The organism is Pauljensenia sp. C0254C2, assembly GCF_056583835.1.
On record NZ_JBWPJO010000013.1, the window covers coordinates 1 to 23,537 of the forward strand.

Here is a 23,537-nt window from a genome sequence, read left to right on the forward strand (position 1 = left end):
ACTTCCCAAGCCTTAAATTCCTGGGAGTCATCCGGAGCAGTAAAACCATTAGGCAACACCGTGTACTTACTGCCCTTGTTTAAAGTCTTGCCATCCATATCGCCGACTCCGCCGTTACGATCATAGCTAACAGTGGCAGTTTCGAGTGTCTCGCTGGCCGGTTCTGATTCAAGCGGCTGTTCTTCAGTGGGAATTAGTCCGCCATTATCTTTTGCTTTTGCCGTGACAGTTCCACCAACTTCGATGTCTTCAACTTTCAGAGTAATCACACCAGTGTTCGCATCAACCGTTGCACCATCTGATGTCCACGTGGTCTTACCGGAAGTTTCGTCTACGGTTCGAGTTGCAGTGACGGTTTTTTCCGCTCCTGAAGCATCCTTATAGGTGACGGTGTAGGATGCCAAGTCGGTATCATCACCCGGGTTTTCATAGGCTGGCGGGGTAATAGTTACCTCACCCTTATCCGTATCTACCGCAATCGCAGGAGATTTCGGAGCGATATTTTTTACCAGATCTTTGGCAGGGATTTTAGTGACTTTGGATACATCATTTACTTTATAGGTTCCATCAGGATTTTTTACATATATCGGATTGCCGTCATTATCCCAATCAGTTTCCACATCATTAGGGCTGATTATTGTAACGTTTCCGTCTTTATCAAACTCGATAAACGCAGGATCGGTTAAAAATCCAGTTCCATCGGGAAGCTTAGATACGCCATTTACCGTATTGGCATCTCGAATAGCTTTATCGATGGCTTGTTTATCGGCATCCGTTAATTTGTGAGGATCTCTCACGGCGACTTTGTCGGGGGTTGTTATTACCGGCTCAGACTTCGCGCAAGAACGGAATTTATGTGGCTCTTTGACAACGATACCGAACTCTGTTCCGAGTTTTAAATCGTTAACCTTATCCGTGATTGGGAAAGTAACTTTTTTGCCGTCAACGGTTACTGCTTGAGACATCTCTTGTGAGTTAGATTTGTCCACTATACAGCTTCCATTTTGGGAAAAATTCCTGTCCTCTCCATCGGTAAATTGTTTGACAAAACTAAATTTTGTTCCTTGGGCAACTTCTTTAGCAAATGTAACGATAATCTGCCCGTCTGTCACCTGGACTTTTCCTATTATCGGAGCCACAGATGTTTCCGTTACCTGTTTGATTATTACGTCCGGAGCTTCAATTTTTCCGGAGGTTGATCCATCTGTATAGGTCACTTCATAGTAGGCATGGTCCGTGTAATCGATAGAGAATTTAATTTTGTCAAGGTTAAAGTCGTTCGCAATGTCCGGATTAGCTTTCTTCAGCATTTCAATAGCTTCTGCTTGCTCATCATTATTTACAAGGTTAGCGTCCGGGTGTTCAATCCAGATTTCTCCTACCGGCATTTTGATCTTGTCTTTATTCGAGAATGCCATGGATGGCTCAGCATTTGCGGTCACCACACCAGATGTAGCGCCATCCAAAGTTTGATAGGCAGTGACGGTATCACCTGGTGCAACTTTAACGCCGTTAGGTAGACTTACCGTCCAAGCTGTTCCACTTTTAGGGGTAACAGAAACAGTGGCTTTTTCGTTGCCATCCTTACCTTTTAGGGTCACATATACAGTCGACCTTTTAACCTTTCCACCAACTCTTTTTCGTTGTACATTAGCGCCGGAAATAGTTGTGGCGTCGTAAAAGACCTTGCGAATGGTCGGTGCCGGTAAAGTTGATTGACGCACGGGTTGATCGACAGTCTCCGGTCCGATCTCTAGACCATCGCCAGACTGGGTATCAGTTACAACTTCTGGAGTGCTTACCGGCGTCGGACTGGCGCTTTGTTCGTCATCCCGGGAGCTACTCTGTAGATCCTCGGCATGAGCCATAGACGGGCTCGATAGCGTGAAGCCCAAAGCGCAGACCAAGGTTAGGATCAGTAGTTCTGTAAGAAGATGAGCTGGTTTAAGCAGCGCTCCGCCGGCGAACGTTTCAAGAAAACCGGGCTTGTCCTTGAAGTTGCGCATTAGACCTTCCTGTCCAGTGTGCTAGTTAAATCTATTCCCCTCAAAGTACCACTACGTCATCCAGAAAACCAGCCCGTTGAGCTCAGGTAGGTGGTGACAGCTACAGGAATATAGCTAAACAGATAAAACACATTAGCTAGACGTTCATTAAATACATTTTAGCTATTGAAATTCTTATGCATACGTGATTTTTTGGTAATCAAATCATCCATCAACGGTGATTTGGAATGAATGTCTGCAAAAAACATGACAACTTTTATTGCTTAATTTAGAAGGTCTGGCTTCGGGCAGTTACTCTACGGCTGCTCTAAATTATAGATCTATTCTGTGAAACCCCAAAGCTTTTAGCGACTCGCACACTTTTGGCGGATAGACATATTTTTTGTAGCTTGCTTCTCGGAGCCTTCCGGCCTCTAGAAATCTGACAAACTGTGCCAAGCCAACGATAAGTCAAATACCTAACCAAGAAGACTTCCGAAAGCAATAAAGCTGCCCCGACAAGGCGAAACGTCACATCTTATGGCATAAAAAAATAGGACGTTCACTTTGTACCAAAATGAACGTCCTAATAGTGGAGATGGGGGGAGACAGCGCCGCCACCACCCGTGACCAGCACAAACGCTAAAACTGCGATGGCAGCGTGCCCCGCACATGCCCTACCCGTCAATATGATCCATAGCGTACTGAGCCTCGTCCTCCGTAAACTGCTCAAATTCAGACACCAGCTGATCGTAAATCGCGCCATTCGACATGTCCATCGTCTCCCTGTAGCTCTTAGCCGTTTCCAGGGCATTCTGATTCCAATCGGCGACCATATTGTCTATCGCATACTGAGCGGCCTCAGGCGGATACTGTTCAAACTCAGACACCAGCTGATCATAAATTCCCTGCTTCGACATGTGCATGGTCTCTGAGTAGGATTCGGCTGTTCGCAGTGCCGCCTTGTATTCGGCTGGTACCTTCTCCTCGGCTGGCTGAACCTTCTCAACCGGAGCTGCCGCTACTGCCTCGGCAGGTTCTGCCGGAGCTGACTGCTCCGCCTCGGCGGGCTCCGGTGGAGCAGACTGCTCCGCCTCGGCCGCCGCTGACTGGCCTGACTCCTGAGAGACCGACTGAGCCGCTGCCGGCATGGATGACTGCTCGGTCGAAGCATTTTTACTGCCGCCGCCGCACGCCTGAGCGATAGCGGGGACGAGGATAATAATGATGAGAGCTATAAACCACCATTTTTGGTAGAACGGTTTTTTAGCCGGTTGAGGCTGTGGGACTGGTTGTCCGGGCGCGGGAAACGGCTGCTGCTGGCTGGTCATTGTGTTTTCTCCTTTGAACTCACATGAAAAATATGGTCTGGCTACTACACACTACCCCGCCTACCAGGCGGCGAGGTAATTTTCTGATGTTTCTAGCATGTCCTGGTATGCGTGTATGACCCACACTGGCAAGTCCAGGTCGCCTGCGATCATCCACGAGTCGCCTGCATACATGTCCTCCAGGGCTGCGTACGTGTCGCGACTGATCCACATGCGTGCCACCTGCTGGTCAATGTATTTTTCTACCGGCCGGCTCACCCCGCACTCGCCGTCCTGCCTGCGCGTTCCGGTAGCTCGTCTAGAGGCCGGCCGCGCAGCGGTAATGGAGGGCTAATCAGGGCTTCTAACGAGCTTAACTGACAGCTTCTTTGTAGTTGGGGCTGGAGAGAGTTTTAAAACCTTTCTCCAGCCCCAACACTATTTATGAAACATAAACGTTTCATGAATACAGGCATTTACGATCGTATATTGTTGGGTAATTCCTGTATTGTTACGGTTATGGGCACTTGGAGCATTGATAAATTCGCCTGCAATCACGCGAAAAAGCGATTTTGGCGTTCTTGAGGTGGGTTGATTTACGCAACGGTCGTTGCAGGTTAGGTATGCCGTATCTAATCTTTTCGGTGTGAAACTTTCTGAGTGTAAGCGCGGCGATACTGGCCAGCTGCAAAATGTTGAAATCCAACCGTGTTATCAGCTACGGGTGCAAGAACTGGGCCTGCGTTCAGGAGCGCATTTCACTGTCGTAAACCGCGCCGCCTTTGGAGGCATGGTCCTAAATATCGGAGGAACGCGAGTCGCGGTAGACCATCGTTCTTCAAAATTGATTGACGTGGAGTTAGTTAAGTGAGTTGCCCAAAGTGTTCGCCAGGAAATCCGCAGTCTTGCGATAACCCGCAGGCCAGGTCTGTTCTCTTAGACGTCAAGGATGTTCGCCATCCCCGTGACACCGTAGTGCTGGTTGGTAACCCAAATGTTGGTAAGTCCACCTTCTTTAACGCGGTTACGGGTGCTCATCAGGCGGTTGTGAACGCTCCGGGTACAACCGTGGAGCTCATGCAGGGTCGTTCTACGGCGCTGGGAGCACGTGTAATTGACCTTCCCGGCACCTACTCGCTGGTGGCCAATTCTGAGGACGAACAAGTCGTCGTCGATACCTTGGCAGGTGCAACAGGGTCTGCTACGGACATGGCGTCGGGCCAGTCTATTGACCTTGTGGTCATGATGCTGGATGCCTCGGCAATGACGCGCAGCTTGTACTTGCTTGGCCAGGTAGCACAAACGGGGCGCCCGATGGTTGGCGTTATAACGATGGCGGATGTTGTCGAGCACGAGGGCGAGGTAGTTGATGCGGCCGCACTTTCAAACACGCTCGGCATCCCGATTTTGGCGGCGGATGTGCGCACGAAGCAGGGAGTGCGCGCGGTTGAAGACATGATCCGTTCCGCTCTGATTTCTCGGCCCCGCGTAAAGTCGATTCTGCCCGATCCGACTGCTCCCGGATTTAACCAGGTGGCAGCGCAGGCAGCTTTCGAACAGATTGATAAGTTGAAGTCCCCGCAGATTTTGGGCATTGGTGAGGGCGCTCCGGTCATGAGCGCGGTAGATTGCGGTTGTTCCGCGGCAGAAAATACCAGTAAGGGGCCGGCGGATTCTTCGGTGGAAGCGGCGCGCTTGGCTGATACGTCCGAGTTTGATCGCGCGGCAAAACTGTTTGCCTGGGTTGAGCGGGTTGAGGAACAGGCGGGACGTAAACGCGACTCTGCGCGTAAACCGTCTCGTTCAGACAAGATTGATTCCCTCCTTCTTCATCCGCTGGTTGGCATCCCGGTATTCTTCTTGCTCATGTGGCTTCTATTCCAAGCCGCGGGTAACTGGGTTGGCCCCGTGCAAGACTTCTTCGATGGGCTGTTTTCCAGCACCGACGAAGGCGCTTTCTCACTAGCTAACCTTTTGAAGTTTGCGTTCGCAGGCGTGGGCTTGTCCGGCACTTGGGTTGAGTCGCTGTTTGTTAACGGTCTCGCAGTTGGCCTGGGCGTAGTTGCCTCGTTCGTTCCGCTCATGTTCGTGATCTTCTTGGCGATCGCGATCTTGGAAGACTCTGGCTACATGGCGCGCGCAGCGTTCCTAGGGGATCGCGTTATGCGCATGATCGGCCTGGATGGGCGAGTAATCTTACCTCTGATTATGGGCTTTGGATGCAACTTGCCGTCGCTTGCGGCAACTCGCACGCTACCAAACGCCAAGCAGCGGTTGGTTAACGCTCATCATTCCCTACACCTCCTGCGCTGCTAGGCTCACGATCTATTTGATGATCGCGCGAATCTTCTTTGCAGATAACGCTGGCAATGTCGTGTTCTTGATGTACGTTTTGTCGCTGTTCATGGTGGTGCTCGGAGCGCTCGTGCTGAAGCCGTTCATCACGAAGGGGGAGTCGAGGGCTCCACTGATGCTGGTGCTGCCGGCTTACCAGATGCCGCGTATTCTCGTGATTTTGCAAAATACTTGGAACCGGGCGTGGGCGTTTGTGAAGGGCGCCGGCAAGATCATCGTAGTAATGACTCTTGTGGTGTGGTTGATGAGCGCAATCCCGATGGCAAAGGGCTACTCCTTCGCTGATGAGGAGTTGCCAATGGAGAACTCCTTGTACGGCTCCACCGCGCGCGTTCTTGAACCTGTATTCCAGCCCGCTGGTTTTGGTGATTGGCACATGACTGGCGCGTTGATGACGGGCTTTGTGGCGAAGGAAACGCTTATCTCTTCGATTGTGACTTCCTACAACCTGGATGAGTCCGCGGCAGGTGACGCGGAGGACGGGGGCGACGATCTTGGTTCGCTACCCGAGCTGGTGACGGCATCATTTGAGAGGACTGCGGGCGAGCAGTACGCGTCTTTGGCAGCGTTTGGCTTCCTCGTGTTCGTTCTGACTTACACACCGTGTTTGGCTACGGTTGCGGAGCAAAAGCGTCAGATTGGGGCGCGCTGGACGATTGGGGCAGTGGTCGTTCAGTTGGCTGCAGCCTGGTTGCTGGCAGTGCTGGTGTTCCAGGTTGGTAGGCTGTTCTGGTGATTGTCCGGAACCAGCCGCCTCTTTACCGGCTGATGGATGAGCTTAGACAAGGCGCAACCTTGGAGTCTGCCGCCCAGCGGGCGGGGTTGCGGGTTGAGATTGCGCAAGTGATGGTCGACCACTTGAACCGGTCGGGGCGCTTGCAAAGCGCAGGATCACTGTGTTCATCCGGCTTGGGAGCCTGCGGCGGTGGAACTTCCCAAGAGGTGAAAGTCCACTGCGCAGGTTGCCCACTGTCGGTTGGGTGATGCGGGGCAGGTTCGCCAGAAAAACTTTTTCAGAACGGCTCAGGTACGCATATTAGGGGTTATTACTCGCCCGCCGGATTGCACTATAGTCGTTCGTATTCTCTCCGGTGGGGATTCGTTTGTGATGAGTCCTGACAGCTCGTACCAGCGCGAAACCTCGAATGTGCCCATGCGATTATGCTTCGTCGAGTCGGCAACAATGAAAGTCTGATTAGATCTTGAGGCGGCAATGCGCTTGAGCTCAATTGTATCCGCGTCAAAGTCGGTTGCGCCCGCAATATCAATTCCTCCGCAAGAAATGAATGCGGTGTCGAAATGAATTCGGTCTAGAAACAATGCGGTAGAAGATCCCCTAACGTACCTCTCTTCCTGGTTTAGAATTCCAGGCGTGAGAATAGTCTCTACCTTGTTGCGGGAGGGGAGTGCTTCGGCCACGAGAAGAGAGTTTGTGAATACTGTTCCCTTCCATTGCGGGGGGAGGGCGGCTGCTATGGTTTCTGCAGTTGTGCCTACGTCAATAAAAATAGAAGTCTCATCATTGAGAAGCTCTGCGGCGGTTCGACCGATTTCAGATTTAGCACGAGGGTTGATTGAGCGTCGTTCGTGAAAACCGGGTTCAGTGGTTACCTTTAAATCAGTTAGTATCGCACCGCCATAAACTCTATGAAGGAAACCCTGCTGTTCTAGATAAGCGAAATCGCGCCGGATGGTTTCCCCGGAAACCCGTAATGTGCGGGCTAGGTCTAGTGTGGAAACACTACCGCTAGACCGAATCTCCTGAATGATGTATCGATGTCGCTCTTGAGCAATTTTTATGGTCACAATCCACATTATTCCACATTCGTTGAGTTGAATTCCAAACGGACTTACGCTTAAAACAACAATCTGAACAGAATTGCGGAAACGGCTGATTCCGTTGAGATTTTGTTAAGCGACGAAGGAGTCGCAAGCACGATAGCAATACTGTGATAACGAAAGGTGGCAACGTGGCTATTCTTGCATTAGACCAGGGAACTTCAGGGTCGAAGGCGATTGTGGTCGATGAGCAGGGCGTTCACGCGGTGGTGGAGAAGGAAATTTTCCCGGAATATTTGGCAAACGGGGGTGTGGAACAGGATCCACGAGAGCTTTTGAGCTCCATAATTGAGGTGGGCAAAGAGGCTGTGGCAAAAGCAGGCGTGCCCATTGAAGGCGTCTCCTTAGCGAATCAAGGTGAGACCATCCTCGCGTGGGATCCAGAAACGGGCGAGCCTCTTACCACCTGTATTGTGTGGCAGGACCGCCGTGCGCAAACGGTTGTGGAACGGTTGCAAGAGTTCGCGGATGAGGTGCATCAGCGCACCGGTCTAGTGCTGGATTGTTATTTCACCGCTCCGAAGATGACATGGCTTCGTGAAAACCTCACCACCAAAGGTGTGGTAACTACTACCGACACCTGGATGGTTTATCAGCTTACGGGCGAGTTCGTAACGGATGTATCAACCGCTTCGCGATCTTTGCTATTGAACGTTGACTCAACTCAGTGGGATGACAAACTCCTTGAAATCTTCGGGCTCTCTAATGAGCGTATGCCTAAGGTTGTAGCCTGTGATGAAATTGTAGGAGAAACGAGTGCGTTCACCGGTTCGCCTGTACCGGTAGGTGGTCTAATCGTTGATCAGCAGGCCGCATTGTTTGCGCAGAAGTGTTTCAATCGAGGCGAAGGAAAATGCACTTATGGCACGGGCGCTTTCATCCTTGTGAATATGGGTGAGGACGCTCCTCGATTCGATAACGGCCTGACCACTTCAGTAGCGTGGACTCTCCGAGGTAAAACAAATTATTGCTCCGACGGCCAGGTATACACAGCGGCCTCCGCAGTGCGTTGGCTAGAAGAGATGGGTATCATTACCGGCGCTCCGCAGATGGATGAAATTGCAGCGGAGGATTCAGGTGGTGTTCTATTTGCGCCGTCCTTTGCAGGATTGGCAGCGCCATGGTGGAAGCCGGATGCGGGAGCCTTTTTATCCGGCATGCGCCTATCTACAGGCAAGCCACAGGTAGTTAAGGCAATGTTAGACGGTATCGCTGCACAAATTGCGGAGCTGGCTGATCTAACTCATGGAGAACTAGGCGAATCACTTAGCAGGCTTCGTGTTGACGGCGGTCTGACGAGATCTAAAGTTCTCATGCAATCGCAGGCCGATATGTTGCAAACGCCAATCGATACCTATCCATCGGCTCATGCTACTGCTTTGGGTACCGCTGCCTGCATGCGTTTGGCCCTGAATCCGGACCTGACAATTGAAGAAGGACCTTTTGATTGGGAACCTGCTGCAACTTATGAACCGCAACGAAGTGCAGATGATGTCGAGTCATATAGGACGGCGTGGCGTGCCGCAGTTGAGTCGTCTTTGGAGCTGTAATCATGGGATTGAATCAAATTATTGTCATAATAATGGCGTTTGCCCTGATAGTTGCGGCGCTAGACAGAGCTATTGGAAGCAAGTTTGAGCTTGGTGATCAGCTCGAAGAGGGGCTTAATACGTTTGGTCCGTTAGCGCTGTCAATGGTTGGAATGATTTCCCTGGCACCCGTTTTAGCTAAAGTTCTGAATCCGGTTATTGTTCCTATTTACAAGTTTTTCGGCGCCGATCCATCAATGTTTGCTGGTACCTTGCTCGCAAACGATATGGGTGGATTCCACCTCGCAGTTCAGATGGCGCAATCAGATGATGCTGCCATGCTGGCTGGGGCGATTCTTGCCTCGATGTTGGGTTGTACTGTGGTCTTTACGATTCCAGTGGGGCTAGGAATCGTGGAAGAGGAGGATCGTCCATATTTCGCCAACGGTGTCCTGGTCGGCGTTGTTACTATTCCACTTGGCGTGCTAGCAGGTGGCTTAGTCGCCGGTTATGGCGTGATAATGATTCTGAAGAATCTCATTCCGATTATCATCGCCGCAGCGCTTATTACATTTGGACTTTGGAAAGCTCCCGAAGCAATGACTCGAGGATTCTTGGGATTCGGCAAAGCACTCGTCTTTATCATCTCGATTGCGCTGGGCATTGTAGCGTTCGAATTTTTGACCGGTTGGAAAATAATGCCCGCGGGTTGGGAGCTAGTGCCCATCGAGGAGGGGCTAACTATCGTAGCGCAGATTTGCGTATTCTTGATGGGAGCTTTCCCTCTCATGTATGTGATTACAAAAGTCGCGCGTAAACCACTAGCTGCGTTCGGGCGAGTTATGGGGATGAACGAGGTTGCTTCAGGCGGAATCGTTATGAGCCTCGCAAATGCAATTCCTACCTTCGGCTTGATGTCGAAGATGGATAAGCGCGGGATTTTTATTAATACCGCGTGGGCTGTTTCCGCAATGGCTCTTCTCGGAGATCATCTGGGATTTACCGCAGGTGTGGCACCAGAGATGATTGTTCCGATGATCGTGGGTAAGTTGGTGGCCGCTATCTCTGCAACAGCATTGGCGTATGTAATAGCGCGTAAACGTTACCCGGCATTTGATCCGAACTTGCAAGCCGTTGTCCGCGAAACGCCAGAAACAAGTAGCCCTGTCGATCTAAAACGCACTGGAGGGGAAACAAATGTCGAATGATTACGATATCGCTGTTATCGGCGCTGGAGTTGTTGGGTCAGCAATTGCGCGAGCATTTGCAGGAACCAAGTACTCCGTTGCGCTGGTTGACAGCCGAGAAGATGTAGTTGAAGGGACGTCCAAAGCAAACACTGCATTGTTGCATACGGGCTATGATGCTTCTCCAGGCACGCTTGAAGCGCAGCTTGTAGCGCGGGGCTATCACCTAACTAGAGAGTACTGTGCGGAAGCTGGCGTCGGAGTCGATACTACTGGCGCAATCCTCGTTGCTTGGGATGATGAACAAGCGGAGTCGCTACCTTCATTGAAAGAGAAGGCTGAGAAGAATGGGTACACGGAAACGTACATTATCTCACCGGAAGAAGTATACGAACAAATACCGGATTTGGGCCCAGGAGCAACTGGTGGGTTGGTAGTTCCGGGAGAGTCTGTGATAGACGCTTGGTCGGTTCCTATCGGATACGCAACGGATGCGGTTTGTCGAGGGGCCAAGCTACTTCTGAATCACAAGGTTCTTTCCATTGATGTTGGTTCTGAATATACGAAGCTAGAAACCACACAAGGCCCTCTGCGAGCCCGCTGGGTTGTCAATGCGGCGGGATTAGGATCCGATGGTGTCGACGCCATGTTCGGCTACGATCGTCTAAAGGTTCATCCGAGGCGCGGAGAGCTACTTGTATTTGACAAGCTGTCACGCCCTCTTACAGACAAGATCATTCTCGCAGCACCTTCGAAAGCTGGTAAGGGGGTGTTGATCAGTCCGACAGCGTTTGGAAACCTCATGCTCGGACCTACTTCGGAAGACATGACAGATAAGACCGACACCTCGACCACGGAAGAAGGCTTTGAATTCCTTTATGAAAAGGGATCGCGCATAATGCCCAAGCTTTTGAAAGAGGAGGTTACGGCGGCATACGCGGGATTAAGAGCTGCGAATAACCAGAAAGACTACCTTATTGAAGTCGACGATTCTAAGCGTTACATAATTGCTGCTGCCATCAGATCAACTGGTCTTACATCCGCTCTCGCAGTTGCTGAGTATGTATTCTCGCTTATGGAAAAGTCAGGCTTGGACCTGACGATGCGCGAGGACTTGCCGCCCACTTACAAGATGCCTCCACTAGCTGAAAGTCTCACTCGACCATTTGAAGATGACGAAAAAATTGCATGCGATAGCCAATACGGCGAAGTGGTGTGCTTCTGCGAAAGGGTGACTCGGGGTGAGCTCCGGGATGCGTTCCAGTCTCCAATTCCTCCAACCACATTGTTCGGATTGAGACGCCGCACACGAGCGATGAATGGTCGTTGTCAAGGATTCTTCTGTGGCGCAAAAGTGCAAGCAATTTTTGATGAACTTGCCGGAGGTAACAATGAGTAAACAGATGCTAACCCCTACGGTTGCAATTATTGGAGGCGGACCAGCTGGATTAAGCGCAGCTAAACGACTCGCTCCCGTGCTCGATGGCGAGGTTTTGGTTATTGAACGGGAACAGAATACAGGCGGAATTCCGCGCCATGCCGACCATCTCGGTTATGGCATTCGAGACAGAAAACGTTTCATGTCTGGGCCCGCCTACGCAAAGGTTCTGACCGAAGATGCCCTGCGTGCAGGCGCGAAACTTATGACTCAAGCAATGGCAACCGGCTGGAGTGACGATAGAACACTTCAGGTAACAACCCCTGCCGGCCGTTATGATGTACGTCCAGATGTATTCGTTTTCGCTACTGGTGCGAGGGAGAGGCCTCGTCCCGCTCGAATTATTCCAGGTGATAGGCCTGCTGGAATATACACCACGGGCCAGTTGCAAAACCTTGTGCATCTGTACCACCAAAAGGTTGGTAGACGAGCTGTGGTGATCGGTGCAGAATTAGTTAGCTGGTCCGCGGTTATGACCCTAAAGCAAGCCGGTTGTGACACGACTGCACTCGTCACTGAGTACCCTAAAGGGGAGTCTTACTCGGCGTTCCGCTTGGGCGGGCGAGCCCTGTTCCAAGCAAAGGTAATTACTAACTCGAAGGTAGTTCGAATTAACGGAAAGAGGCGAGTACAGAGCGTCGAAATTGAGCAAAAAGATGGCCAACGCCGCATATTGGAGTGCGATACGGTTGTGTTCACCGGTGATTGGATTCCAGACAATGAATTGTTGGTAAAGCGAGGGGTAGATATTGATGCTAATCATCTTGGCCCCAAGACTGATCAGACCATGCAAACATCTGTCCCCGGTATTTTTTCAGTTGGTAACGTGAACCACCCTGTCGAAACTGCAGATGTAGTCGCTCTTGAGGGTGAATATGTAGCTGATCAAGTACTGGCCTATCTGTCCGGGCAACAGAAAGCTGAACATCCGATAGCAATTAAACCCGTTGGATCTATCAGGTGGATATCCCCGGGAACTTACGTGCCCGGAGGGCCCAATGTCGCTCGTAATCGTCTTATCGCGTGGGTTGATGTGTTTGACGCCACGCCCGCGGTATCAGTGAGACAAAGAGGCGTGGAAGTGGCACGTAAACGTGTGCCGTGGCCAGCAGCGCCAGGCAGAGTCTTCCGTATTCCAGCTGATGTGCTTGATACGGTAGATCCGCTCGGAGGAGATATAGAGATCGCTCTAGCGTAAAACCCTGAATCGGGGGGCTCCAAGATCTTGGAGCCCCCCGATTATTTCTGTGGAAACTAACGATAATGGGCCCTTATGAAAGGAGCGAAAAAGCTTCGTCGAGGCCAGTGCGCTAAGTCAATTGAGCTACATTTCGTATTCCAAGGTTCCCGGCTCCCTGTACTCCCACTCCAGGTCTTCATCGGTGATTCGCCTGATGAATCTGGCGGGCACTCCGGCCACAACGCACATGGGCGGCACATTCTTTGGTCACCACGGCTCCGGCGCCCACAATAGAGCCCTTGCCAATGGTGATTCCGGGAAGCACAACAGCGTGCGCGCCAATCCACACGTCATCCTCAATGTTGATGGGAGCAGAAAACTGCGTGCCATCCTCACGCAGCTTAGGGTGAATCGGGTGGTTAGTGGACGTTAGAGTCACGTTGGGACCAAACATAACGTTCTTGCCAATGTTGATCTCATAGTCGTCTACAAGCGTCAAACCCGTATTGGCATAAGCGTTGCCAGAAAAAGTTGTGCGGTGCCCGTAAGCAACAGAAATAGGCGGCTCGAGGAAAGCATTTGAAGCGCTTTCGCCAAACAGTTCTGCAATGAGTTGCTTACGTAGGGCCTCGTCGTCTACGGTTGTTTGATTGAAACGCGCAACCAGTCGTTTAGCCCGGTCCCGCTCATCCTTGAGTCCTTCCAAGCCCTCGTAGGCATCGCAGTACAGTTCGCGCTCTTCAATGCGCCTGCGAACTTCTTCTTCTGAAAAATAAGCGGCCATTAGTCTATTCCTTCTATTCTTGGGCAGCCGCAAGATTCTCCTGGTACCAGTAACACAGGGAAGATCATGTGTTTTGGTAAAGGCTCGTACGGCTCTTTAACGAGGGTCTCGACTGCGGTGGTAAGCATTTCGTTAATAGGCTGTCTTACAGTGGTGATTCGAGGTTGAACATACTTAACGGTGTCCGTGCCATCGAATCCCACGATGGCAACGTCTTCGGGGATGCGAACTCCAGCTTCTGTTACGGCTTTTTGGAAGCCGATAGCTAGTGCGTCAGAAAAACAGAACACGGCGGATGGGCGCGAGTCTAGTTGTAGGAACCGCTTTCCGGCTTCGTACCCGCCCTCTAGTGACCACGAAGTCATGATGGGGGTGAGGGGTTGCAAGCCCGCATCGGATAGTGCCCGATGATAACCAGCCAACCTAGTGTTATCGCCAGGGAATAAACCGCCTAATACTGCGAGGATTCGTTCGTGCCCATGGTCGATCAGATGCTGGGTAGCGATTCTGCCTCCCTCGGCAAAATCGGGGCCAAGTGTGGTGAAGTGTTCCAAGCCAATCTGGCGGTCCAAAAGAATGGCTGGAACGGGAAGTTTTTGGTGGCGCCAATCTTCGTCGTCGAGTGCTGAGACCATAACTATGAGGCCGTCCACTCCCCATGAGAGCATTTCGCTGATAACGGTTTTTTCAGTTTCTGGATCGTTATGAGTGTTGGAAAGCAACATGGAGAGGTTGTGGCGCGACAGTTCTCGGTCCAGTCTGTGCACTACGGCGGAGTTAAACAGGTGCTTCACGTTGGGTATAACCACGCCGCACGTCTGCCTAGCTCCTAGCCGCAGTGCTCTTGCCGTGCCACTGGGGTGGTAGCCAAGCTCTTGGATAGCTTCAAGAACTCTAAGGCGGGTGCTCTCAGCTACGGGCCTGGGGCCGTTGTTTACAACGTAGCTGACAACGGCGGAGCTGACGCCAGCTCGAGCGGCCACCTCATCTCGAGTTACCCGGCGTTTTGGTTCAGTCCGCACGTTGCCACCACCTTGAAATCATTACTTCACCGCGCCCGCGAGCATGCCCTTCATGAAGTACTTTTGCAAGAACAGGTATGCAACTAGCACGGGGATTACACCCAGGAATGATCCGGCGATTGCTGCGTTCACGTTGGATCCGGCCGCGCCGAAGAAGGACGCGATAGTGGGAGCCAGCGTACGCATTTCATTTGTAGTCATGATGTAGCTACTCAGCGCGAATTCGTTCCAAACGTTAGTGCCGGTAAGGATAACCACCGTGATTGTCACGGGCTTTAGTAGCGGCAAAACGATAGAAAAGAAGGTTCGTAGCGTTCCCGCTCCATCGATCTTCGCGGCTTCCTCCAAACTTCCGGTGATACCGCGCAAAGACTGCGTGTACAGGAAGATCGCCTGGGGAAGAGCGAAAGCTGCCAGCGGCAAAACTAGGCCCATGTAGGTGTTCATCATGCCGAAGCTCTTTAGCAGACGGATCAAGGGAACAAGGATGGACAGTGGGGGAATCATCATGACGGTAAGCGTCAGCATGAGGATCGTTTGATTCCACTTTGTCCGGCGTCGCGCAAGTGGGTAGGAGGCTAGTGCGCCAACAACTACCACGATGGCTGTGGCCAGGATGGTAACAATAGCCGTGTTTAAAATGGCTTGGCCTACGTGTCCGCGTTCCCATGCGATGACAAAGTTCTCAAACGTGGATTCTCCAAAGGGGATCGCCCACGCCGAGCTTTGATCTCGCGAACCTTTAAAGGATGCAACCACGCCTAGGTAGAAAGGTACTAACTGCACAAGGCAGACCAGTACCAGGAGGAAAAGTATGAACTTAGGAGTTTTCAAAGAATTCTTATTTTCACTCATCACAGCCCCACTCTCGTAGCGCGCCTATCAAGCCAGCGGTTTGTAATAACCGTGAATAGAACGATTATGAAGAACAGCACCACGCCTTGCGCGGCTGCGTAGCCGGCGGCCTGACTGCCAAAGTAGGTGCGTCCAATAAGCGTTGAAACCGAGTTGGTGTCAAAGCCTGGACCGCCATCGGTTAGAACCTTGATGATGTCGTAGAGCTTGAGTCCTCCGATTAGGTTAATGACCACGGAAGCAGCGAATGCCGGGTGGAGCATTGGCCAGGTGATGTCTTTGAACTGTTGCCAGCCGTTAACACCGTCAAGTTGGGCGGCTTCGTGAACTTCTGTTGGAATCGACTGCAGTCCGGACAGGTAGATGATCATCGATACGCCAACGAACTGGAACGAGTTGATGAATACGATTACGGCGATAGCAAAGTTGGAGTTTGCAAGGTATGCGACGGGCTGACCACCAAACGCTTCCAAGATCCCGTTCAACGCGCCCTGGCGGAACCGGAATACGAGGTAGTAGAAGGTGCCCATAACGACCGGTGAGATGAGGACCGGCAGGTAGATAATGGCTCGCACACTGTTGGAAATCTTGCCGGAACGCTCTAGCAGCACTGCTAGAAAGAGGCCAATTATCTGCTGTAGTATCGTGCTTCCAACTCCGTAAATGAAGGTGTTGCGCACCGCTACAAAAAAGTTGGGGTCGCTTACAAGCCTCGTGTAGTTAGACCATCCTGCGCTGGAAAGAGTTGGAGAGTATCCATCCCAACTGGTGGTGGATAGGTATGCGCCTTGGATTACGGGCCATACGAGGAAGATAGCGAAGATTGTTAAAGCGGGAACATACATTAAGTTCACAGAAGAACCTTTGAAGAATCTGCGCACCGCTGTTTTTGTATCACTCATGGTTCACCTAATCGTGGTAATGAGGTGGGGTAAAATCTGTCGATTTTACCCCACCTCTAAGCAGATAATTACTTCTGCTGTGAGTACAGCGTCTGGTACTGGTCTGCCATCTGCTGAGCAGCAACTTCCGCTGTCATTTGACCATTGATCACGCCATCGGTGGTGGTAATAATGGTGTTCCACATGCCGTTAGGCAGGTAGAGACGGTCGAAGAACGGCATGGTCGGAATCTCGCCGGGGGCAACGTACTTGTCGAAGCTCGGCTGCAGGTTGCCCAGGTCTACTTCAACGTTGGTTAGGCCAGCGTAAGCGCCCATGGCCTCAAGGAACGGCTTAGCATTTTCTGGCTGTGCAAGGAAGTCAACGTACTTCAAAGCAAGCTCTTCGTTCTGGCTGGTCTTAGAAACGCCGAATGCGCTCACGCCTTCGCCACCAACCATGTACGGTCCGTCAACGCCGGGCATCGGCATGAAGCCAAGGTTTGCATCCGGGTTGTACTCGTAAGCCGTGGAAAGAACGAACGGCCAAGAGATCGCAAAAGCTGCGGTGTTGTCAGCTAGCTGACGCGACATGTCGTCAAGCGTCGCGGACACGTAGTCAGGGTTGAAGAATCCCTTTTCCTGCCACTTCTGAACGTGCGAAGTTACGCCCTTAGCCCAAAGTTCAGTGCTGAAATCGCCATTCTTAAACGCTTCGTTTTGCTCGGGCGTAAATGCGCCAGAAGCAATGTAGTTACCAACGTCGCCAGCGTTTGACTCTTTACCGGATGCAGTGATCGGGGAAATATTGAGCTCGTCCTTGATCTTCTGCATGGCGGCGTCGACGTCATCCCAGGTCTTTAGCGAATCCGGGTCAACACCTACCTTGTCGAGGATTTCGTAGTTGACCAAGAGTCCTGTGGTTGAGTACTCAAGAGGAAGGGCGTAGATGTTTCCGTCAGCGTCATACATGACCTTGTCGAGGCCCTTGCTGACGTACTCCGCCCAAGGCCGGTCATTCAATGGGCGCAAGTAGGGGCTGTAGCGGTTAACAGACCAGCCGTGCGTTGAAAACACGTCTGGCACTGAATCCGAAGCCATCTTGACCTTCATGTCATCTTCGAACGAAGAGGACGCGATGGTGAGATTTACCTTTGAATTCGTTTCGCTCTCAAACTTTGCGGTCAGCTCCTTGATCTTGGCTTCCTGAGGCGAACCGGTAGGCATGTTCATGAACACGTCAATGGATCCGCCGTCAGCGCTGCCGCCTGCGTCAGAGCCAGAGCCTCCTGAACAGCCAGCTAGGCCGAGTGCCAGTGCTGACGCTGCTACGGTTGCAACGAAAATTTTCCCTTTTCTCATCGTGAAAAGACTCCTTCGCCTTTATTGGTTTCCTACTTTTCGACTATTTCGAAAAGTAGCGTCTGGTCAGTGTGTAGACGGGGTGTCTGCACACCAGAATTTTGGAGAATGGAACCGGTGGTGGTGATTCCATCAAAGTAGCGCCGGCCATCTTCAGCGGGTTGGCTAAGTTCGCCAAACCACAGTGGCGGCACCAACCCTGAGGGCTCACTGCCAACGATTACCGGACGAATAGTGTAGGTGCGCGAATCATCCAATCCGCTAAAGCGTAGCCTTCCGCGCGGAGAGATAGCGGAGCGTCCTCGCGTAACCATTTGGAATAGCGCGCGAGATTTATCTTTCGTAACTACTCCGTGTAGCCAAATCGTTTCATCGGGTGTTTCGCAACGAACAATGTCCGAAGAGTGGAGGAAGTCACGGTTCAACTTGTAGAACGCGATCCAATCCTTCAGGTCGGACATCTCGCTGTCAGTGGCTTCAAGAATGTCCCACTCGATTCCAAAATGGCCCCAAAGAGCGGTGCCACCGCGCATGGCCATAGTGGAGTGGCGTCCAGTGGTGTGCGATTCGGTTGATGCCACGTGCGTGCCCATGAGCTCCGGCGGTGACACCTGGTTGTACCAGCGGGTCATCTCTTGGCGCTCAACCGGATCAATGCAGTCCGACACCCAGAATCGGTCGGTGTGCTGCAAGACCTCTAGATCTACGCGGCCACCTCCAGAAGAACAACTTTCAATTTCGAGGCCGGGACATTCTGCCTTGATCTCGTCAAACAGCCGGTAAACAGCGTGTGTTTGAGCAGATACGCCAGCGCGTCCACCAAGCTGAGTGTTACCCGCTTCGATCAGGTCACGGTTGTGATCCCACTTGATGTAGTCGATCGAATACTCGCGCACTAGCGACACAACGCGGTCTTTAACATACTCAAACGCTTCCGGGATTGCGATGTTGAGAACCTGCTGATGACGCCACTGTAGCGGTAGGTCTTTTGCGTCGGTGCTTCCCTGCGCGGCCATGATCCAGTCTGGATGCTTGCGGGCCAGGTTGGAATCTTCGTTGATCATTTCCGGTTCAAACCAGAGCCCGAACTGCATACCGAGGTCGTGCACCATGTCAGCCAGTGGCGTTAGTCCGTCTGGCCAAACATCTTCATCTACGTACCAGTCGCCAAGCCCCTTAAAGTCATCGCGGCGGCCAAGGAACCAGCCGTCGTCGAGGACGAAGCGCTCAACGCCAATTTCGGCAGCCTTTTGAGCGAGCTTCTGGAGCTTCGGAAGATCATGGTTGAAGTAGACCGCTTCCCATACGTTAAGGGTTACGGGACGCTCAGTCTTGGGATGATTCTTGCGGCTGCGGAACCAGCGGTGTACCTGCTGGGCAGCGTCATCGAGGCCGTAACCGTGCACAGCGTAGAACCAAGGAGTCGAGTACGTTTCGTCCTTGCCCAGCGTAACTTCACCGGGCATGAGTACTTCCGAACCGGCAATGATCTGCTGTCCGCCGATGGATTTTTCCACCCAGGTGCGGTGGTTGCCAGACCACGCGGTGTGCAGGCCCCAAACTTCGCCCTGGCGGAACGAAAAGCCTTTTGGACCAACGAAAGTGAAGCCGGGAGCGTCAAAGCCGGTGCGTCCGTGGCGCCCTTCGCGCAGGTCGCAGCCTAGAACTACGGGGCGACGTTGGGCTACGCGTTCCTTGCCCCACCTTCCGGTGGTATCGAAGATTTCATTAGCTTCGAGCGGCAGGCTAAGTGAGATGCCCAGCTCTTCCAAGTGGTAATCGGACTCGGAGAGGTTGGTTAGCTCCGCGCGGATACGCAGTGGGCCCTGTTCGAACGGCTCCACGAAAATCTTCAGAGCGAGCTGTGAACCTTCTGAAGTTGCAGAGAACGCAACGGGCTGGTTGTTAACGAATGCGACTCTGTCTGCAATATGGCAATTCTCAGGGAGTTCTATGTCCGCGCATTTAAAGCGGGGAGCCCAGCTGGTTCCGTCGGCTCGGTGTCCGGCCAGAGCTGGACGTCCCAACCAGCCGTCGGATTCAAGTGGGATGAGAGTGGAGGAAACGTGATCATCGGGCGCATTCCCGTCCAAAGACTCTCGGTTGCTTATTACCGCCGCTTTCACGTCAGCTGGGGTGAGAGTACCTAAGGCTGGGCCCCAATAGCAAACCTGGGGGATTCCGCCGAAGGAATTGTCCAGAATAAATCCGGTATCTCCGGCGCACATGTAAACGGCGTCGATTGTTTTATCTTTCACGCGGGTCTCCTTTGAACTGCGTTAAAACGCTTCTGCAGCGACAAAGCTAACACGATCTACACGCGTAGACCAATTTTCAGAGAGTAGTTACCAAACCGTTATGTTCATTCTCAGTCTCGAGTTCTTTAAGATGCTCCACGCCTGGTCCCACGTGCTGCCTTGCCTTGAGCTGGGTTGTTAGGCCTGTCATTATTGCTACGTGAGCGACACTAGTGTGCAGGATTCAAAAGATATTCGAGGTGGGCTCACTGGCGGCATTGCCAGTGAGAAACCCCGCCAAATCCAGGTTGCGGACTTCGACTCGGTTCGTCAAGCCAGCATGTGGCGCCAGCATGGTAGCGCGGAAGCCACGCGGCGCCTAATCGCAGTGTTGCGGACCGCGATCCTGCTCGGAGACGTCCTCACCATCGATCGAAATCAGCTGTTCGACGGGATCTTCTTTCTCTCACTCGGGCCGCAGGGCATTGCCCGGGAATTGGGGCTCGGGTCGGACGCTGTTCTTCCTCTTAAAGTCAAATGCCAGCCCGAACCTGACCAAGATGCCGATAGCTGTGATGCAGACAGTGACCGGAGGGTTCCCGCAATGCGGGGGACGAACGCCGGCCAAGGTGACCTCGTAAACGTTGATCTACAGCTTCGAAAAGTGCGCGATCCCGCGTTCTTGCAAGCCTCATCCGCACGCATGGCAACCATGGCGGATACAGCCCCAAACGACTGGCTGTGTCACGCGATTGGCAAGAGTTGGGTGCGCGGGGCGGGCCTCACAAATTATGCGAATGAGCTTGAAGATCAGCGGATTGAAGCACTAATTTGTCGCGCGCAAGATCAGTGGGCACAAGCCATCGTTGACGGCCTGGTGGCGGTTGATCGTTGGGATCGAGGGACGGGCACCGCCACTCTGGATGTGCCGGGCACACTCCGCCAGACGCTTGCGCAGCAGCTGGGGGACGAACAGCCAAGACCTCTGGCGCAATTCGTCCTGGAGCAAACATCAAACTTTCGCAAAGAAGTGACCGGCAGTGTTTTTGCGTGGATGACCGCGAATGAGGGCGAGGCTAAGCCGGCTCCAAGCGCGCGAGATCGCTCCACGCGAGCACTGGAAACGGACACTACTTGGCACGAGGCGCGTATGGCGATGGACATGTGGTCGCGCTCCTACTACCGCGCCATTGCGAGCCAGGACGGCGCAATGTACCTGTCGTTCTATGACAACTCGTTCGATGCTAGTAACCAGAACTTGGCCGCGCGTTACAGCCTCATACTGCCGGGCCGCTCGCGGTTGCAGCGGGTGCGTGACCGCGCTTTTTCCTCGGGTCGGGCGCAGACGATTCGTGTTGAGGGAGAAATACTTGACCATATGCTCGTGATTGCACCTCCTGTTTTCGCGCAGCTCTATCCGCTAACTCGAGAGTCTGCGCGAGACCTGATTCAACGCGGGCAGCGGCAGGCAATGTTTGACATGGCCTATGCGGCGCGCGAGGCCGTGAGTGCGCCAGATACGCATTCGCATAGGAAGTTCGTGACCCTCATGCGCGTTTTGTCGATGTCCGTGTTGGCGGTTGTGATTTCCGCGTTGAGTTTGATGACGGACTTGACGGATATGTCTACGGGCGCACAGATTGTTGCTGTAGCGGTGTCCGGTATTTTGGGTGTTGTTGCCGGTTTGCCGTGGGATGATTTGGCAGAACTTTTCCGGCTTCGCGGATCTGCGATGACAGCTACTTTGACGATGAGTAATGAGGGGGAGCATTAATGTCGGACTGGAAACTGGAGTGGAGTGCGCCGGATTTCCCGGTTCGTGTTGACAGTAGGAGCGGCAGCACGCCCACAGGGGAACCTCAGACGCACTACCGCGTGAGCGTGGGCGAGGCCTCTTTTGCCGGCGCTGTAGCGGTTCCGGTCGCTCGTGATACGGGCCGCGTGCTTTTAGTACACCAAGAGCGCATCCGGGTTGGGCGAGAGCTGTGGGAGCTACCTCGCGGCATGGCGGAAGTTTCGGACCCTGATCCGGTTGCAACGGCTTTGCGAGAGCTACGTGAAGAAACGGGGATTAACGCTAAGGCCGGCGAGTTCTTGGGAATGGTATTTCCAGATTCTGGTTTCTTAGCGTCCGAGGTGGCTGTTGTGCTCGTAGAAGTGGCGGGCGAGGACGTGGCGAGAGATGCCTGTGATGGTGAGGTTCAGGCGCAGCGCTGGTTCTCAAAAGAGCAATTGGATGAGATGATCCGAAATGGTGAGCTGCGCGACTCGATTAGTTTGAGTGCGTTGGCGGTGGCGGCTCAGCGGGCTTAGCCGTGTAAAGGGCCTGGATTGTAAAGGCACCGGATTGCCAGAGGTAAGGTGCGTTGCTTTTCTGTGGCTGGACACTTCCTCAAAAGAAGGCAAAGTCATGACACACTGAAGGTTTGCCTACCGCTCCTGCTTCGTCGTTTCAAACGCTTTACCCGAATAATCCGGATCCTAACCAGCCGGATACCGAAGTTTTGCGCCAGTTAGCGTCCCGCCTGTCCGGGCAGGTTCGCGGCGAACTCGATTTCACTACGACGGCGCGGGCCCTATATTCGACGGACGCCGGCAATTACCGTGTGGTTCCTAGCGTAGTTTTTGCCCCGGTAGATAAGGCGGAGGCCATCCTGGCTATCAACACTGCGCGGGATCTGGGCATGCCGATTACGCCTCGCGGATCGGGTACGTCGTGCGCGGGTAATGCGATTGGTCCAGGCCTCGTGATCGATTTCTTGCGTCATATGAATCGCGTTATCTCGGTTGATCCGCAAAAGAAGACGGCGATTGTGCAGCCGGGCTGCATTGAGGCAACACACCACCGCAGGATCTTTGTTGTGGTTTAACTTGGATTACAACTGGGCAGCTCGATACTGCACGCGAAAAAATCACCACGCTTGTCGAGTAGCTAACCCCGTTTGCGCTTGCCGGCATCCCGATCGTTGGGGTGGAGCCGTCTTGCACTGCGGTACTTCGCGATGATGCTTTGGATCTGAACATTCCTGCAGAGGTGGAGACCGTGAGCTCAGCTGTTTACACGCTGGCAGAACTCCTCACGGCGCCGGCGCCTATCGGACCCGATTCAACGGATTGGATGCCTAACTTGACGGGTAAAGAGGTGGTGGCCCAGCCTCACTGTCACCACTATTCGGTGATGGGATGGGACGCGGACGAGACCCTGTTAAACCGCGCGGGTGCCAAGCTGATCAAGCTCTCTGGTTGTTGCGGTCTGGCTGGAAACTTTGGAATGGAGGCGGGCCACTATGAGACCTCGGTGAAGGTAGCGCAACAGTCTTTGCTCCCCACTCTCGCCCAGCACCCGGATGCGATTTATTTGGCCGACGGATTTTCTTGCCGCACCCAGGCAGGGCAGTTGGCGGGGCGCGGCGGAGTGCACCTCGCCTCTCTAATCAAACAAAACCAAAACGGTCCAGGGACCAGCTCGTGATGTCTGCAAGCTAAGAAATGAGGTGTCCACTTAGACGCCCATTTTGATACAACGCTTGGCTTGGCTGGGTAGCGGATCGGGATGGGTGTTTTGCTTGTTGGA

At 52.9% G+C, this 23,537-nt stretch carries 20 protein-coding genes and 1 pseudogene; 11 read left to right on the top strand and 10 right to left on the bottom strand.

From position 1 onward, the window contains the following. The 3 genes from AC1DA5_RS08870 to AC1DA5_RS08880 all read right to left on the bottom strand — a co-directional run. Nucleotides 1-2,006: hypothetical protein (locus tag AC1DA5_RS08870; protein ID WP_480289950.1), on the bottom strand; the 2,006-nt coding region annotated here is incomplete at its 3' end. Between the two features lie 656 nt (nt 2,007-2,662). Continuing rightward, nucleotides 2,663-3,316: an Ltp family lipoprotein gene (locus tag AC1DA5_RS08875; RefSeq protein WP_092648303.1), complete on the bottom strand. Its 654-nt coding sequence runs from the start codon at nt 3,314-3,316 to the stop codon at nt 2,663-2,665. Nucleotides 3,317-3,376: 60 nt separating this feature from the next. Next, entirely contained in the window at nt 3,377-3,574 is a 198-nt protein-coding gene (locus AC1DA5_RS08880; protein ID WP_092648302.1) for a hypothetical protein, read from the bottom strand. Nucleotides 3,575-3,941: 367 nt separating this feature from the next. On the opposite strand from AC1DA5_RS08880, the gene AC1DA5_RS08885 reads away from it, so the two are divergent. The 3 genes from AC1DA5_RS08885 (at nt 3,942) to AC1DA5_RS08895 (ending at nt 6,386) form a co-directional block, all read left to right on the top strand. Further along, nucleotides 3,942-4,166: a FeoA family protein gene (locus AC1DA5_RS08885; protein WP_083309375.1), complete on the top strand. Its 225-nt coding sequence runs from the start codon at nt 3,942-3,944 to the stop codon at nt 4,164-4,166. 104 nt (nt 4,167-4,270) lie between these two features. Then, nucleotides 4,271-5,611 carry a ferrous iron transporter B gene (locus AC1DA5_RS08890; protein ID WP_257590425.1) on the top strand — a complete coding sequence of 447 codons (1,341 nt, stop codon included), beginning with the start codon at nt 4,271-4,273 and terminating at the stop codon, nt 5,609-5,611. Between the two features lie 16 nt (nt 5,612-5,627). Beyond that, nucleotides 5,628-6,386 (top strand): nucleoside recognition domain-containing protein, encoded by a 759-nt coding sequence (locus tag AC1DA5_RS08895; RefSeq protein WP_257590381.1) that lies wholly within the window; start codon nt 5,628-5,630, stop codon nt 6,384-6,386. Between the two features lie 287 nt (nt 6,387-6,673). On the opposite strand, the gene AC1DA5_RS08900 is transcribed toward AC1DA5_RS08895, so the two are convergent. Continuing rightward, nucleotides 6,674-7,456, bottom strand: a complete 783-nt coding sequence (locus AC1DA5_RS08900) for a DeoR/GlpR family DNA-binding transcription regulator (RefSeq protein WP_480289954.1) — start codon at nt 7,454-7,456, stop codon at nt 6,674-6,676. 164 nt (nt 7,457-7,620) lie between these two features. Between AC1DA5_RS08900 and AC1DA5_RS08905 the strand changes: the two genes are divergently transcribed. Genes AC1DA5_RS08905 through AC1DA5_RS08920 form a run of 4 tightly spaced genes read left to right on the top strand, consistent with a single transcriptional unit; the run spans nt 7,621 to nt 12,841 of the window. Continuing rightward, entirely contained in the window at nt 7,621-9,039 is a 1,419-nt protein-coding gene (locus AC1DA5_RS08905) for an FGGY family carbohydrate kinase (RefSeq protein ID WP_092649056.1), read from the top strand. A gap of 2 nt (nt 9,040-9,041) precedes the next feature. Next, nucleotides 9,042-10,226: an ethanolamine utilization protein EutH gene (locus AC1DA5_RS08910; RefSeq protein ID WP_092648300.1), complete on the top strand. Its 1,185-nt coding sequence runs from the start codon at nt 9,042-9,044 to the stop codon at nt 10,224-10,226. Beyond that, the gene (locus AC1DA5_RS08915) at nt 10,216-11,604 is read left to right on the top strand and encodes an NAD(P)/FAD-dependent oxidoreductase (RefSeq protein WP_092648299.1); all 1,389 of its coding nucleotides are present in this window, start codon (nt 10,216-10,218) and stop codon (nt 11,602-11,604) included. Before AC1DA5_RS08910 ends, AC1DA5_RS08915 begins: the two co-directional genes overlap by 11 nt. Continuing rightward, nucleotides 11,597-12,841 carry an NAD(P)/FAD-dependent oxidoreductase gene (locus AC1DA5_RS08920; protein WP_257590380.1) on the top strand — a complete coding sequence of 415 codons (1,245 nt, stop codon included), beginning with the start codon at nt 11,597-11,599 and terminating at the stop codon, nt 12,839-12,841. The genes AC1DA5_RS08915 and AC1DA5_RS08920 overlap by 8 nt, the downstream gene beginning before the upstream one ends. A gap of 178 nt (nt 12,842-13,019) precedes the next feature. Here AC1DA5_RS08920 and AC1DA5_RS08925 read toward each other — a convergent pair whose 3' ends face one another. The 6 genes from AC1DA5_RS08925 to AC1DA5_RS08950 all read right to left on the bottom strand — a co-directional run bounded on the left by AC1DA5_RS08925 (nt 13,020) and on the right by AC1DA5_RS08950 (nt 19,984). After that, entirely contained in the window at nt 13,020-13,607 is a 588-nt protein-coding gene (locus AC1DA5_RS08925; protein ID WP_480289956.1) for a sugar O-acetyltransferase, read from the bottom strand. Next, the gene (locus AC1DA5_RS08930; protein ID WP_092648296.1) at nt 13,607-14,629 is read right to left on the bottom strand and encodes a LacI family DNA-binding transcriptional regulator; all 1,023 of its coding nucleotides are present in this window, start codon (nt 14,627-14,629) and stop codon (nt 13,607-13,609) included. Before AC1DA5_RS08930 ends, AC1DA5_RS08925 begins: the two co-directional genes overlap by 1 nt. 21 nt (nt 14,630-14,650) lie before the next feature. Further along, a complete protein-coding gene (locus AC1DA5_RS08935; RefSeq protein ID WP_092648295.1) occupies nt 14,651-15,484 on the bottom strand; it encodes a carbohydrate ABC transporter permease in 834 nt (277 codons plus the stop codon). Continuing rightward, nucleotides 15,484-16,386: a carbohydrate ABC transporter permease gene (locus tag AC1DA5_RS08940; protein ID WP_092648294.1), complete on the bottom strand. Its 903-nt coding sequence runs from the start codon at nt 16,384-16,386 to the stop codon at nt 15,484-15,486. Before AC1DA5_RS08940 ends, AC1DA5_RS08935 begins: the two co-directional genes overlap by 1 nt. 68 nt (nt 16,387-16,454) lie before the next feature. Further along, nucleotides 16,455-17,726 carry an ABC transporter substrate-binding protein gene (locus tag AC1DA5_RS08945; protein WP_092648293.1) on the bottom strand — a complete coding sequence of 424 codons (1,272 nt, stop codon included), beginning with the start codon at nt 17,724-17,726 and terminating at the stop codon, nt 16,455-16,457. A gap of 32 nt (nt 17,727-17,758) precedes the next feature. Next, complete coding sequence (locus AC1DA5_RS08950; RefSeq protein ID WP_257590378.1) at nt 17,759-19,984, bottom strand: alpha-galactosidase; 2,226 nt, start codon at nt 19,982-19,984, stop codon at nt 17,759-17,761. A gap of 199 nt (nt 19,985-20,183) precedes the next feature. Here AC1DA5_RS08950 and AC1DA5_RS08955 point away from each other — a divergent pair, with 199 nt between their 5' ends. From AC1DA5_RS08955 to AC1DA5_RS08970, 4 genes and pseudogenes are all read left to right on the top strand, one after another. After that, nucleotides 20,184-21,737 carry a hypothetical protein gene (locus AC1DA5_RS08955; RefSeq protein WP_092648292.1) on the top strand — a complete coding sequence of 518 codons (1,554 nt, stop codon included), beginning with the start codon at nt 20,184-20,186 and terminating at the stop codon, nt 21,735-21,737. Then, nucleotides 21,737-22,276 (top strand): NUDIX hydrolase, encoded by a 540-nt coding sequence (locus AC1DA5_RS08960; RefSeq protein WP_092648291.1) that lies wholly within the window; start codon nt 21,737-21,739, stop codon nt 22,274-22,276. The genes AC1DA5_RS08955 and AC1DA5_RS08960 overlap by 1 nt, the downstream gene beginning before the upstream one ends. 293 nt (nt 22,277-22,569) lie before the next feature. Beyond that, nucleotides 22,570-22,833: an FAD-binding oxidoreductase gene (locus AC1DA5_RS08965; RefSeq protein ID WP_257590424.1), complete on the top strand. Its 264-nt coding sequence runs from the start codon at nt 22,570-22,572 to the stop codon at nt 22,831-22,833. Further along, nucleotides 22,815-23,435: pseudogene (locus AC1DA5_RS08970) on the top strand ((Fe-S)-binding protein); the annotation flags it as partial. The gene AC1DA5_RS08965 and the pseudogene AC1DA5_RS08970, both read left to right, overlap by 19 nt. Nucleotides 23,436-23,537: the final 102 nt, after the last annotated feature.